This window comes from Roseivivax sp. CAU 1753 (assembly GCF_054482575.1).
The window spans coordinates 1-12,334 of the sequence record NZ_JBTLRF010000010.1 but is presented as its reverse complement, the minus strand read 5'-3'; the positions used below and the strand labels follow the sequence as shown (position 1 = coordinate 12,334).

At 65.7% G+C, this 12,334-nt stretch carries 13 protein-coding genes and 1 tRNA gene; 6 read left to right on the top strand and 8 right to left on the bottom strand.

Annotation, left to right across the window (positions count from 1 at the left end; genetic code table 11):
• Positions 1 to 13: 13 nt before the first annotated feature.
• Positions 14 to 89, bottom strand: a tRNA-Trp gene (locus tag ACXYMN_RS16850).
• 504 nt (positions 90 to 593) lie between these two features.
• On the opposite strand from ACXYMN_RS16850, the gene ACXYMN_RS16845 reads away from it, so the two are divergent.
• Positions 594 to 821, top strand: a complete 228-nt coding sequence (locus ACXYMN_RS16845) for a hypothetical protein (RefSeq protein ID WP_459014845.1) — start codon at positions 594 to 596, stop codon at positions 819 to 821.
• 92 nt (positions 822 to 913) lie between these two features.
• The gene (locus ACXYMN_RS16840; RefSeq protein ID WP_459014843.1) at positions 914 to 1,141 is read left to right on the top strand and encodes a hypothetical protein; all 228 of its coding nucleotides are present in this window, start codon (positions 914 to 916) and stop codon (positions 1,139 to 1,141) included.
• 95 nt (positions 1,142 to 1,236) lie between these two features.
• Here the strand turns inward: ACXYMN_RS16840 and ACXYMN_RS16835 are convergent, their stop codons facing one another.
• From ACXYMN_RS16835 to ACXYMN_RS16805, 7 genes are all read right to left on the bottom strand, one after another.
• Positions 1,237 to 2,124, bottom strand: coding sequence for an HTD2 family dehydratase (locus ACXYMN_RS16835; protein WP_459014841.1), 888 nt, complete (start codon positions 2,122 to 2,124; stop codon positions 1,237 to 1,239).
• 286 nt (positions 2,125 to 2,410) lie between these two features.
• Positions 2,411 to 3,586, bottom strand: a complete 1,176-nt coding sequence (gene tuf, locus ACXYMN_RS16830) for an elongation factor Tu (protein WP_459013080.1) — start codon at positions 3,584 to 3,586, stop codon at positions 2,411 to 2,413.
• A gap of 123 nt (positions 3,587 to 3,709) precedes the next feature.
• The gene (locus ACXYMN_RS16825) at positions 3,710 to 4,408 is read right to left on the bottom strand and encodes a hypothetical protein (RefSeq protein ID WP_459014839.1); all 699 of its coding nucleotides are present in this window, start codon (positions 4,406 to 4,408) and stop codon (positions 3,710 to 3,712) included.
• Between the two features lie 355 nt (positions 4,409 to 4,763).
• Complete coding sequence (locus ACXYMN_RS16820; RefSeq protein ID WP_459014837.1) at positions 4,764 to 5,336, bottom strand: cob(I)yrinic acid a,c-diamide adenosyltransferase; 573 nt, start codon at positions 5,334 to 5,336, stop codon at positions 4,764 to 4,766.
• Between the two features lie 4 nt (positions 5,337 to 5,340).
• Positions 5,341 to 5,544, bottom strand: a complete 204-nt coding sequence (locus ACXYMN_RS16815; protein ID WP_459014835.1) for a twin transmembrane helix small protein — start codon at positions 5,542 to 5,544, stop codon at positions 5,341 to 5,343.
• A 100-nt stretch (positions 5,545 to 5,644) separates the two neighbouring features.
• Positions 5,645 to 6,472, bottom strand: coding sequence for an SDR family NAD(P)-dependent oxidoreductase (locus ACXYMN_RS16810; protein WP_459014833.1), 828 nt, complete (start codon positions 6,470 to 6,472; stop codon positions 5,645 to 5,647).
• 35 nt (positions 6,473 to 6,507) lie between these two features.
• Positions 6,508 to 7,128, bottom strand: a complete 621-nt coding sequence (locus ACXYMN_RS16805; RefSeq protein WP_459014831.1) for an SH3 domain-containing protein — start codon at positions 7,126 to 7,128, stop codon at positions 6,508 to 6,510.
• A 157-nt stretch (positions 7,129 to 7,285) separates the two neighbouring features.
• Between ACXYMN_RS16805 and ACXYMN_RS16800 the strand changes: the two genes are divergently transcribed.
• The 4 genes from ACXYMN_RS16800 to ACXYMN_RS16785 form a co-directional block, all read left to right on the top strand.
• Complete coding sequence (locus ACXYMN_RS16800; RefSeq protein ID WP_459014829.1) at positions 7,286 to 9,607, top strand: DNA topoisomerase IV subunit A; 2,322 nt, start codon at positions 7,286 to 7,288, stop codon at positions 9,605 to 9,607.
• Positions 9,608 to 9,662: 55 nt separating this feature from the next.
• Positions 9,663 to 10,790, top strand: a complete 1,128-nt coding sequence (locus ACXYMN_RS16795) for a DUF898 family protein (RefSeq protein WP_459014827.1) — start codon at positions 9,663 to 9,665, stop codon at positions 10,788 to 10,790.
• Positions 10,787 to 11,911, top strand: a complete 1,125-nt coding sequence (locus tag ACXYMN_RS16790) for a M48 family metallopeptidase (RefSeq protein ID WP_459014825.1) — start codon at positions 10,787 to 10,789, stop codon at positions 11,909 to 11,911. Before ACXYMN_RS16795 ends, ACXYMN_RS16790 begins: the two co-directional genes overlap by 4 nt.
• 171 nt (positions 11,912 to 12,082) lie before the next feature.
• The coding region (locus ACXYMN_RS16785) for an electron transfer flavoprotein subunit beta/FixA family protein (RefSeq protein WP_459012364.1) at positions 12,083 to 12,334 on the top strand (252 nt) is incomplete at its 3' end.

Below are 12,334 nucleotides of genomic sequence, written 5' to 3'. Positions count from 1 at the left end.
GTCCTGTGGAACCTGGCAGGGGCATGGAGACTCGAACTCCAGACCTACGGTTTTGGAGACCGTCGCTCTACCAACTGAGCTATACCCCTGTGCGGGCTTTCGGATACAATCAGCCACGACGGGTTTCAAGAGGCGATTTTAGCTCTCGTGCCCGAGTGCGCGGCAGACCGCGGCGTCATGCGGTGCGCTTCAAATTCGTTACATCGCGATCGCGAAGCGACACAATCGCTCTCACCTGCGTGATCGCACGATAGCCTGGGCGTCAGCCGTGTTTCAGTGCGCAATCGCACAGAACTTGTGAGCATCCCAAGAACCGCCGTTTCTTCCGTTTTTTCATCATGTTATCGCATTCGCGCGGCAGTTCGCCTCGGTATAACCATTTGTTTTTAAATGGCTTTATCTCCGGCAAGGAGCCGAGGGAATTCAAGCCCGTGCGCAGGCAGTTTTGCGTGAACTTGCGTGACCGCTTCTGTGATTGGCGCAGCGGACCGATCCGCCCCATCTGTCACTCATCGGATGGCAACATCCACTCACCCAAACGCCGGACCGGGCGGTTGATGCCCACCGGACCCACACGACAAAGGAACCCAGTCATGAAATCTTTCGCAACAGCAGCCGCCCTCATCCTCGCCACCACAACCGGCTCCGCCGCGCTTGCCGCAACGTCCGGCCAAATCGCCACCATCGAGGGCTTCGCCAATGTCGACGTCTCCGGCCTGTCAAACTCCGAGGTCGCCACGATCCTGAACGTGATGAACTCGGGCGACAGCGCATCCGAGAAGCGCGCCCTGATCGGCGACCTGGTCGGCAAGTACCAGTAACCACCCACACCCCCAGGGTCACCCGGCCTCCTCCCCCGGGGACCCACCCCACCTGACCCAGCCCCGCGGGGCACATCTCAAGGAACCCAGTCATGAAATCTTTCGCAACAGCAGCCGCCCTCATCCTCGCCACCACAACCGGCTCCGCCGCGCTTGCCGCAACGTCCGGCCAGATCGCCACCATCGAGGGCTTCGCCAATGTCGACGTCTCCGGCCTGTCAAACTCCGAGGTCGCCACGATCCTGAACGTGATGAACTCGGGCGACAGCGCATCCGAGAAGCGCGCCCTGATCGACGACCTGGTCGGCAAGTACCAGTAAGCCTGGTCCCGAAGACACCCGACAGGGCCGGTCCACAGGGCCGGCCTTGTCACTTGCGGGCGGGCCTGTCGCGTCGCCACATCGACGGGGCGCATTCAGTCCGTCGCGCGCCCCCACAGCGCCGTGGCCGTCATGCCCTGATGCGCATCCCCGCGCGCCGTGCACAGAGCGAGACAGTCGTCCGCGCCCTGCATCGCCAGAACCCGCAACGGCGCATCCGGAAACATCGGGTGCACACCGCGATAGCGAAACCGCATCGGCGCCCTGCCGCGCACGTCCGTCGCAAGCTGGGCCATCAGTAGCGCCTGCAGCGGGCCGTGGACGACGAGGTCGGGGTATTTCTCGACGGTGCGCACATAGTCGAGATCGATATGGATGCGGTGCGCGTTGAACGTGCAGGCCGAAAACCGGAACAACAAGGAGTTGCTCATCGGGACGGTGCGTTCGGCGATGACATCAGCGGGCGGTGCCACGGGTTCGGGCGGCGCATAGCGGGTTGGCAGTTCGAGATAGACGATGTTGTGCAGTTCGCGCAGCGCGAGCCCGTCCCTGCCCGACACGTCATGGCGCACGGTGACAAAGACCATGGGTCCGGCCTTGCCGGACTTGGTAACGACATTTTCGACCACGGACCTGCGCGACAGGGGTTCACCGACATGGATCGGCTTGACGAAGGTGACGTCACCCCCCGCCCACATCCGGCGCGGCAGACCGACCGGCGGCAGGAAGCCCCCGAGCTTCGGATGCCCGTCGTGGCCCAGCGCGGACATCGGATCGGTCGGTGGAAACCCCGTCCAGTGCCAGAGCGGCGGCAGAACGTCGCCCGTGACCCCGGCCACCACCCCGGTGTCCGACAGGGTCGCCGCCATCATGCGCGCCATGGTGTCGCTGACACCGCCCTCGGCGGTCTCTTCGCGTCCGATCCAGTCCGTGATCCGGTCTTCGCCCATCTGGCCCTCCTGCGTCGCCTGCAGAAAGACCATGCGCGTTCACGCGGTGCCATCAAGGGGTTTTACCGGATGAAGACGGGACCGCGTGGCACGTCATCCCGTTGGTGACAGCGCGCGGCCACGACAACGCAAGGCACCGGACAGCAAAAAACCGCCCCGAAGGGCGGCTTTGGCAGGCGAGATCCCGGATCACGTCCGGGACCTGCCGACATCCGGCCTAACCGACGATCTTCGACACCCCTTCGTCGGCGCGTCTCGGGATCGTCGATTACTCGACGATCTTCGACACCCCTTCGTGGGCGCGTCTCGGGACCGTCGATTACTCGACGATCTTCGACACGACGCCGGAGCCGACGGTACGACCGCCTTCACGGATGGCGAAGCGCAGGCCGTCTTCCATCGCGATCGGCGCGATCAGCTCGACGCCGAACTTCAGGTTGTCGCCGGGCATGACCATCTCGGTGCCCTCGGGCAGGGTCACGGTGCCGGTGACGTCCGTCGTGCGGAAGTAGAACTGGGGACGGTAGTTGGCGAAGAACGGCGTGTGACGGCCACCTTCTTCCTTGGTCAGGATGTAGACCTCGGCCTCGAACTTGGTGTGCGGGTTCACCGACTTGGGCTTGCACAGCACCTGGCCGCGCTCGACGCCTTCACGGTCGATGCCGCGCAGCAGCACGCCGACATTGTCGCCCGCCTCGCCGCGATCGAGCAGCTTGCGGAACATCTCGACGCCCGTGCAGGTCGTCTTCTTGGTGTCGCGGATGCCGACGATCTCAAGCTCGTCGCCGACATTGACCACGCCACGCTCGATCCGGCCGGTCACAACCGTGCCGCGACCGGAGATCGAGAACACGTCCTCGATCGGCATCAGGAACGGCTGGTCCACGGCGCGCGCGGGCTGCGGGATGTACGCGTCCACCGCCGCCATCAGTTCGCGGATCTTGTTCTCGCCGATCTCGGGATCGCGGCCTTCCATCGCCGCAAGCGCCGAGCCCGCGATGATCGGAATGTCGTCGCCCGGGTAGTCGTAGGCGCTCAGCAGTTCGCGGATTTCCATCTCGACCAGCTCGAGCAGCTCTTCGTCGTCGACCTGGTCGACCTTGTTCATGAACACAACCATGGCGGGAATGCCGACCTGACGACCGAGCAGGATGTGCTCGCGCGTCTGGGGCATCGGGCCGTCGGCGGCGTTCACCACGAGGATCGCGCCGTCCATCTGCGCCGCACCGGTGATCATGTTCTTGACGTAGTCGGCGTGGCCGGGGCAGTCGACGTGGGCGTAGTGGCGCGCGTCGGTCTCGTATTCCACATGCGCGGTCGAGATGGTGATGCCGCGGGCCTTCTCCTCGGGCGCGCCGTCGATCTGGTCATACGCCTGGAAGTCGCCGAAATACTTGGTGATCGCCGCCGTCAGCGTGGTCTTGCCGTGGTCGACGTGACCGATCGTGCCGATGTTGCAATGCGGCTTCGAGCGATCAAACTTTTCCTTTGCCATCGTGTCAGACGCCTCGTGTTTCTAAGGGGCCGCGCGTGGCCCGGTTCATGTCGCGGGCGACATATTGAACCGGCGCACGGAAATCAAGCCGGACTTGCGCTGTTCCGGTGCCGTCAGGCGCGCTTATTGCACGGGCGCGCTGAGTTCGGGTTCTTGTTGGGCCGCCATCACCACAGCGGCGGGCGATTCCGCGCTGACCGGGGCGGCGGCGGCGGCATCCGCAGGCGTTTCGGCCACCGGCGCGACCGTCGGTTCGGGCGCGATCGGACGCCCGGCGTCCGGTCCTCCGAACCAGCCCGCGTCACGCTGCTGCTTGCGCATCCATGTCTCGATGGAGAAGGCGATGTTATTGGCCAGGTTCACCATCTGCTCTTCCTTGGACTGGGTCACCCCCGACCCGACCAGCGTATCTGCCGAGGGCGCCTCGAGCGCGGTCAGTTGTTCGGCCTCGTCGTTGAGCTTCTGCCCGGTGGCGTCGTCGAACACCGTCACGTTCACGATCAGCACCGATTTCGGCGAGAACACCAGCGGAATGCCGGGCTGCGCCAGCACGTAGCCCTCGATCGAGACACCGATATGGTAGAATTTGTCGCCTTCGTAGCGGCGGAAACGCTCTTCCATGGCGGCGTCCACCGCGGCGATCCATTCCGCGTCGCTGGCACCGCGCGATGTCGGGCCCTTGACGATGTTGGGCGCGATCACGATGCCATGGCCCATCTTGAAATCGCCGAGCGGCTCGACGGGTTTTTGCAGGTTGCGCGCGCCGTCGGCACAGGCGGCAAGCAGGGTCAGGCAGGCAAGAAGCGGGAACAAGCGGCGCATATGGGGCGGACCTTCGCGTCAGGCGGACATTGGTGGGGATGTCTAAAGGGTCAGGGCACGGGGCGCAATCACCGGAGCCCGCGCCGATCGCCTGGGTCGCGGCGGCCCCTTTGCGCGGGCCTGCGCAGCAGGCCTTCGCCGCCGCCTTCCGGGCCGGGGCTTCACCCTTCCGGTCCGCTGGACGCCCCGCCGCTTTCAGCGGTTCGCGCCCGCCCTCCGGGCCGGGGCTTCGCCCTTCCGGTCGCCGGTGCGTCCGCTGGACGCCCCGCCGCTTGTCACGCGGTTCGCGCCCGCCCTCCGGGCCGGGGCTTCGCCCTTCCGGTCGCCGGTGCGTCCGCTGGACGCCCCGCCGCTTTCAGCGGTTCGCGCCCGGAACCCACAAGACGTCGGCGCGACCATCTTCATTGGCGATGCGTGCGGCGACGAAGAACCAGTCGGACAACCGGTTGAGGTATCTCAGTGCCGCCTCGTTGACCGGCTCCTGCGCGGCAAGCTCGATGGTCTTGCGTTCGGCGCGGCGCGATACCGTGCGGCACTGGTGCAGATGCGCGGCAAGCGCCGACCCGCCGGGCAGGATGAAGCTGCGCAACGGCGCGAGCCGCTTGTTCATTGCGTCGATCTCGGACTCGAGCCGGTCGACCTGCTGCGGCACCATGCGCAGCACCGGGTATTCCTGCTCGTCGTCCTTGTGCATGTCGGGACGGCACAGGTCTGCCCCCAGATCGAAGAGGTCGTTCTGGATCCGCGCGAGCTGTTCGTCGAGCGTGCCCGATGCATGCAGTCGCGCGATGCCCAGCACGGAATTCAGCTCGTCCGTGGTGCCATAGGCCGCCACACGCGGCGATGTCTTGGGCACCCGGGTGCCATCGCCGAGGGCGGTTTCGCCGCCATCGCCGGTGCGGGTATAGATGCGGTTGAGAACCACCATGATGTCAGCCTCCCTTGCGGACCCAGACGAACAGCAGAATCAGCAGCACCGCCAGGAACTGCGCGCCGATCCGCCAGCGCATGACCTTGTTGGCATGCTTGCGATTGAACTCTCCGCCTTTGGCGAAGCCGCCGATGCCGATGAGCAGGATGACGACAACGGCCAGCATGACCGCCGCCATCAGAATAAACAGGGGATCGTTCATCATGGGCGTGACCCTAACTCCTTCCAAATTCATGCGTCGCGGCGTTCCGGTCGCCACTTAGCGGACCCTGCCGGATTATCGAGGCACCAAAACGTCGCGCCGGTTATCCCTTGTCCAGGACCCAGTCCAGCGCGCGCGTGGGCAAAATGCGTTTCAGCGCCCCCATCGCATGGGTCGGACGCGTGACGTAGTAGCGCGGCCTGGGGTGCTTCGCCTCAAGCGCATGGATCAATTTTTCGGTCACCGCCGATGCCGGCAACTCGAAACGGTTGCCTTTCGAGCCCTTGTACAGGGCATCCAGAAGCTGTGCACGGTATTGTTCGACGCGCGGGCTCGACTCCCAGTCGATCCAGCGTTCGAAGGCGCGTATCGCGTTCTGGCGGAAGGCAGTGTCGATGGGGCCGGGCTCGATCAGGCTGACGGCGATGTTTTCGGTGGCCATCTCAAGGCGCAGAACGTCGGCCCAGCCTTCGACGGCAAACTTCGTCGCGCAATAGGCCCCGCGCCACTTGACGCCGACAAGTCCCAACACCGAAGAGTTGAGCACGATCCGCCCCCGCCCCTGTGCCCGCATCATCGGCAGGATCTGCAGGGTCAGCGCGTGCCAGCCAAGGAAGTTCGCCGAAAAGATCGCCTGCATCGCCGCTTCGGGTACATCCTCAAGCGGTGCGGGGATCGCAAAAGCGCCGTTGTGAAACACTGCATCCAGCGTACCGCCGGTCTGCGTAAGGATGGTGTCGAGGGCGGGGGCGAAGGTCGCGCTGTCGGCGTAGTCGATCAGCGGGGCGCTCAGGCCGTCCTGTTCAAGCCGCGCGCAGTCTTCGGACTTGCGGCAGGCGGCAAAGACTTGCCACCCGCGCGCTTTCAACTGGTAGGCGGCGTCGCGGCCAATGCCGCTTGAACAGCCGGTGATCAGGATGCTTTTCGTCATGCAAGCCTTGTGCCGGGCGGCTGCGGGATTGGCAATTACTCTGCCGCCGCCGTCACCAGGTATTCGGCCATCCAGCCCACACGGTTCGAATCGCGGACCCTCAGCTTGAGCCAGTCGCCTTCCTTGCGCAGCACTTCCACCGCGTCGCCACGACCAAGCTGGGTCACGACAGAGTGACGCGTGCCCGGTCCCTGGCGCAGATTGACACGGCTGCCCGCGACCTTGCGCAGGTCGGTCTTGGTGTCGGGATCCGAGGCGACCGAAGTGGTGGTCACGGAAACATCGACCGGGTCCCTGCGGGTCAGCAGCACGCCCTTGATCCGGCGATCCTCGAAGATCTGCACCGCAGGGGTCGCGGACGGCGTGCTGGCCGAGGTGAACACCGCATTGGTAACCGGCACGGCGCGCGACGATGCGGGCGCCGATACGCGGGTGAGTTCCGCCGCACCGGTTGCGGCACGCGACACCATCTCGGGCGCGGGCTGGAAATCGGGACGGGCGGTGGATCGGGCAGCGGGCTGGCGCTCGGGCGCGACGGATGCCTGCAGTTCGGATGCGTTCTTCGTGTATGAGCCGGGCTCGAAGTCGGCACCGCCGCTCATCTCGTAGTAGGTAAACCCAAGAACGCCGAAGGTCAGCAGGATGAAACGGGTCATGGTATCCCCCATGGTATTGTTTTTGTCAGAATGAAGCGCCGGGGCAAGTCGGCAACTTCTTGCTTATCTCACACCCAACTCACCACAGAGCGAAAAGGTCCCGACTTTTATCTACGTCGCTTGCCGCGTCACCGCTGCCCGGCTATCACCGGTTTTTATGGATGAAGACGCGCTCGACCCCAAGATGAACCCCAGGGACGTGGCAGAGCCACTGCGCCGCGCCATTGGCGAGCGCTACCTGACCTACGCCCTTTCGACGATCATGAACCGGGCCTTGCCCGATGCGCGCGATGGGCTGAAGCCGGTGCACCGGCGGATTCTCTATGCCATGCGGCGACTGCGGCTCAGTTCGACCGGGGGGTTTCTGAAGTCGGCGAAGATTTCGGGCGACACCATGGGCGATTTCCATCCCCACGGCGACGCCGCGATCTACGACGCCATGGCGCGTCTCGCGCAGGATTTCGCGGTGCGCTATCCGCTGGTCGACGGTCAGGGCAACTTCGGCAACATCGACGGCGACAACCCCGCGGCCTCGCGCTACACCGAGGCGCGCATGACCGTGATGTCAGAGGCGCTGCTGGTCGGACTGGACGAAGACGCGGTCGATTTCCGGCCCAATTACGACGGACGCCTGGAAGAACCGGTGGTGCTGCCCGCCACCTATCCGAACCTGCTGGCCAACGGGTCGAGCGGTATCGCCGTGGGCATGGCGACCAACATCCCGCCGCACAACATCGTCGAGTTGATCGAGGCCTGCCTGCACCTGATCCGCACGCCCGACGCGCGCGACGAGACCCTGCTGAACTACATTCCCGGCCCGGATTTCCCCACCGGCGGCACCATCGTCGAGCCGCGCGAAAACATCGCCGAGGCGTATCGCACCGGGCGCGGGTCGTTCCGTCTGCGGGCGAAATGGCATGTGGAAAAGCTGGATCGCGGCACCTGGCAGATCATCGTCACCGAGATCCCGTACCAGGTGCAGAAGTCCAAGCTGGTCGAACGTCTGGCCGAGGTGATCCAGACCAAGAAGGTCCCGATCCTTGCCGACATACGCGACGAAAGCGCGGAAGACATTCGCATGGTTCTGGAGCCGCGGTCGAAGAACGTGGACCCGGAGGTGCTGATGGGGATGCTGTTCCGGAGCACCGATCTGGAGGTCAGGTTCAGCCTCAACATGAACGTGCTGATCGACGGGGTGACGCCGCAGGTCTGTTCGCTGAAAGAGGTGCTGCGCGCATTCCTCGACTTCCGCCGCGACGTGCTGATGCGCCGCTCGCGCTTCCGGATGGAGAAGATCGACCACCGGCTCGAGGTGCTCGAAGGGCTGATCGTGGCGTTCCTGAACCTCAACCGGGTGATCGACATCATCCGCTACGACGACGACCCCAAGGCGGCGCTGTGCCGCGAGGATTGGGGCCGCGATCATGTCCGCGCCACCGACCAGCACGACTACGTGCCGCCGCCGCCGGTGGCATCCGAGGACGGGCTGGGCCTGACCGACGTGCAGGCCGAGGCGATCCTCAACATGCGCCTGCGGTCGCTGCGGCGGCTCGAAGAGATGGAGCTTGTCGCCGAGCGCGACCGCCTGATGGAGGAGCGCGCCGGGCTCGAGGACCTGCTTGACAGCGAGGCGCTGCAATGGGCGCAGATCTCGGGGCAGTTGAAGGACGCCCGCAAGACCTTCGGCAAGGATTACGCAGGCGGCGCGCGCCGCACCGATTTCGCCGAGGCCGGCACCATCGAAGAGGTGCCCCTCGAAGCGATGATCGAGCGCGAACCGATCACCGTTGTCTGTTCGCAGATGGGCTGGATCCGCGCCATGAACGGCCATATCGACCTTGGCCGCGAACTGAAGTTCAAGGACGGCGATGCCGCGCGCTTCACCTTCCACGCCGAAACGACGGACCGGCTGCTGGTCTTTGCCTCGAACGGGCGGTTTTACACCCTGTCGGCGTCCACCCTGCCCGGCGGGCGCGGCATGGGTGAACCCTTGCGCCTGCAGGTGGACCTGCCGAACGAGGCGGAGATCCTCGATATCCTGATCTACAAGCCGGGGCAGAAACTGCTGGTGGCGTCCTCGGCGGGGGATGGTTTTGTCGTGCCCGAGGACGAGGTCGTGGCCCAGACCCGCGCGGGCAAGCAGGTGCTGAACGTGCGCGGTGACGTGAAGGCGCGGATCGTCAGACCGGTGACCGGCGATGCGGTCGCCGTGGTCGGCGAGAACCGCAAGGTGCTGGTCTTTGCGCTGGACGAATTGCCCGAGATGGGGCGCGGCAAGGGCGTGCGCCTGCAGAAATACAAGGATGGGGGGCTCTCGGATGCCACCACGTTCACCCTGGGGGACGGCCTCTCCTGGCACGACCCCGCCGGACGCACCCGCACCGTCGAGCGACCCGAGCTTGACGAGTGGATCGCCAAGCGCGCCTCCTCGGGACGCATGGCACCGCGCGGTTTCCCACGCGACAACAGCTTTACCTGAGGGCGCGCTGACGACGGAGTTTTCGGGGCGGCGCGGGCCGCTTCTGTCGCTTGCGGTGCGCACCGGCATCCTGACGGTACTGACGCTGGGGTTTTACCGCTTCTGGATGAAGACGCGCCTGCGCCGCTGGTATTGGTCGGCGATCCGGCCCGGCGGGCACCCGCTGGAATATGTCGGCGACCCCTGGGAGAAGCTGCTGGGCTTCCTGATCGCGGTGGTGATCCTCGCCTTTTATATCGGCGTGGTGAACCTTGTGTTGATGTTCCTCAGTTTCTCGCTGTTCCAGGGCAATGTCGCGGCCTATGCGCTGAGCTTGCTGGGCGTCGTTCCCCTGTGGTTCTATGCCCAGTACCGTGCCCGCCGCTACGTGCTGGCGCGCACCCGATGGCGGGGCCTGAGGTTCGGGCTTGCGCCGGGGGCCTGGGGCTATGCCTTCCGGGCGCTTGGGCACTGGATCGTCACGATCCTCAGCCTTGGCCTGCTCTGGCCGCGGATGACCTTCTGGCTTGAGAAATACAAGACCGACCGGACCTTCTATGGCGATGCGCGCATGGTGCAGGGGGGGCGCTGGACGATGCTCTATCCCTCGGCGCGCTGGATCTTCGTCGCGCTGGCGCTCGCCGCGCTGTCGGCGCTTGCCTATTGGAACGGTCAGCCCGCGACCGGAAGCAGCGTCGCCATCCTTGCGTTCGGTGCGGGCCTCTTCGGGCTTGTCTATTATCGCGTCGATACCCTGAAGCGGCTGACCGAGGCCAAGCGCCTCGGCGATGTCAGGCTGCATTTCGCGCCCAATGCCGCGCGCGTGCTGTTGATCCAGGCCGTCGGCTACCTGGCCACGCTGCTGATCCTGGCGGTGCCGTCGGTGATCCTTGGCGTCGCGATCATCGGTGTGCAGGCGGCCGATGTGCTGGTCGAGATGGGTGCGGGCGACGCCCTGCCCTGGCTCGACGCGATGCCACGCCTGGCCCTGGTGATGCTGTCCATCGGGCTGTATTTCAGCATTTTCCTGATGTGGTCGGCCTTGACCCATGTCTTCGTCACCATGCCCGTGATGCGGCACTACGCCGTCCGGTTGGCGGTGGGCGCACCCGAAGGGTTGGCCGCGATCCGGCAACGCCCGCGCGACCACGCCCGACAGGCCGAAGGCTTCGCCGAGGCGCTGGATGTGGGAGCGGCGATTTGACCGGCACGATCATCCATGTGGGCCCCCGTCCCGCCACGTTCAGCAGGCGCGCCACCTTCTTCGACGGGCTGACCCCGACCCCGCATGCGGTTGCCCTGGGCATCGACGAGGTCGCGGGTTGCCTTGTCTTCGAGGCCGCGGACGACGTTTATGGCTGGCCTCTCGAGGACGTGCGCGAGGTGCCGGATCAGGCGGGCGGCGACCTTCTGGTGCTGCGCCTGAAGGACGACCCGTTGGCCCGGCTGGTGCTGACTGATCGCGATCTTGCCCCGCGACTGAGCGCGCGACGACGCGGGTTGCCGGTCGCGAACCGGGGCCGGATCGCCCGCTGGGCAGCGGCGGCGCTGGGGTCGGTCGCGCTGATCATCTTCGTGCTGGTGCCGATCATGGCGGACCAGATGGCGCGCTTCATTCCGCCCGAGGGCGAACGCGCACTGGGCGAGGCGACGCTCGACCAGATCCGCGCGGCGCTTGGGCCCGGCAGCGTCGCGCCGGTGGCGTTCTGCGGCAATCCGGCGGGCACCGCCGCGCTGGACGCGATCCGCGACAGGCTGGCAGCGGGCACGGACCTGCCGCACGCGCTGTCGGTGCACGTGCTCGACCACGAGATGGTCAACGCCTTCGCCTTGCCGGGGGGCTATATCGTGTTTTTCCGTGGCCTGATCGACGCCGCCGAAAGCCCCGAGGAGATTGCCGCCGTCTTCGCCCACGAGGTCGGCCACGTGGTCAGCCGCGACCCGACGCGGCACGCCTTGCGCTCGGCCGGGTCCATCGGTGTGCTGGGGCTCCTGCTGGGTGATTTCGCGGGCGGGGCCGCGGTGCTCTTTCTGACCGAACGGCTGATCGAGGCGCGCTATTCGCAAGGGGCCGAGACCCGCGCCGACACCTTCGCCCATGGCATGCTGGAACGCGCGGACCTGTCGCCCGCGGCCTTGGGCGCGATGTTCGAACGCTTCCGCGACATGGGCGGCGAAGTGCCGTCGATCATGGCCCATTTCATGAGCCACCCCGAGCTTTCGGCCCGCATCGCAGCCGCGCAGGACGCCACCCCGGCAGGATTTGCGCCGGTGCCCCTGCTCGCCCCCGACGCCTTCAGCGATCTCAAGACGATCTGCGACTGATGCACGGAACCGGCGCAGGGCCCGAACATGCCGGACCGGAAAACGCGACGTTCGCGCGCCACGTTTCGTCGATTTCCCCCTGTCGGAACCCGGATCATCGCGCTATCTAAGGCCTGAAATTCATCAGGGATGGGGCATCTCGCGTCATCCGGACCAAGGGAGAGCATACCGATGAAGGTACTCGTGCCTGTCAAACGGGTGATCGACTACAACGTGAAAGTCCGCGTCAAGGCGGATGGCAGCGGCGTCGATCTGGCCAATGTCAAGATGTCCATGAACCCGTTCGACGAGATCGCGGTCGAGGAGGCCATTCGCCTCAAGGAAGCCGGCAAGGCGGACGAGGTCATCGTCGTCTCGATCGGCGTCAAGCAGGCGCAGGAAACGCTGCGCACCGGTCTTGCCATGGGGGCCGACCGGGCGATC